We start from the raw sequence: 1056 nt of genomic DNA, 5'->3' as shown, positions 1-1056 counted from the left end.
CCGAGTTCTCGCGGGCCTTTGTCCCGTACTCGTCGAGGAACCCGGAGGCGCTGCGGAGGCTCTCGGCCATGCCGTCCATGCCGAGGGCGTCGGCGACGGTGGCGGCCGCGTCGACGAACATGCCCATCGTTTGCAGGGCGCCGCCGAATGCGTCAGCGGTGATCGCCGAGAACGGGCCGATCACGTGCAGAGCGCCAGAGACGAACCGGGCGATGCCTTCCCCTGCGAGTAGGGCACCGTCCGCGAGATCGAAGAAGAACGCCATGATCTCGGGTTTGTGCGTTGCGACCCAGTCGCTGATCTTCGTCAGCTCCGGGCCGAACGCCTCGGCGAGAGCGAGGTTCACGGCGTCCATGGATACCTCGATGGATCGCCTGGCTTCGTCGAACGATGCCGCGGTGTTCGACTTCATCGTCTCGGCCGCCTTCGCCGCAGATCCCTCGACCTGCCCGAACTCCTTCACCGCTGTGTCGAGGTTCAGTGCATATGCGGCGTCCTGGATGTCCTCGAACTTGGTGCCGAACAGAGCAAGTGCAGCGTTGTACCGGTCCTGCGGGTCCTCGATCTCCTGAAGTCCACGCAGGAGCTGGGCCATCATGTCCCGTCCAGCTTCACCTCCGGCGGCCATGGCAGCCTGGGCGTCGTCGGCGTTCACCCCGAGCTTGTCGAATCCGTCGGCGGCCGCGGCGGTACCGTCGGTCACACGAAGCTTGAACTCCTTCAGGGCATCGATTACGACGTCGGTGTCTCGGGCGCCGGCCTTTACTCCCTGGGCCACCAGCGCCCAGCCTTCCTCGCCTTCGAGGCCGAGGGCGCGGAGCTGTGTGGAGTACTCGTTGAAGCTGTCGAGGAGGTCCTCGGACACATTGAGGCTGTTGCGTTGGGACGCGGTGAGGATGTCGAATGCTTCCTCGGCGTTTCCAGCAAGGTCGGTCTTGATGGCCTGCCCTGCTGCGCGGGCGACCCGCGGCACATCCTCGCCCATGAGGTCAGCGACCATGTTGAGCCGCTCGATGGTGTGCGCGAACGTTGCCGTGTCTTCCTCACCGGTGAGGA

General features: G+C 65.2%; 1 protein-coding gene. It reads right to left on the bottom strand.

Features of this window, described 5'->3' with window-relative positions; all coding sequences use genetic code 11:
• Positions 1–1056, bottom strand: a 1056-nt coding sequence (locus I0Q12_RS04460) for a phage tail tape measure protein (RefSeq protein ID WP_197250785.1), incomplete at both ends; no start/stop codon positions are given.

This window comes from Rhodococcus sp. CX, assembly GCF_015865005.1.
Lineage (GTDB): Bacteria > Actinomycetota > Actinomycetes > Mycobacteriales > Mycobacteriaceae > Rhodococcus.
This window is presented reverse-complemented; position numbering and strand designations above follow the sequence as displayed.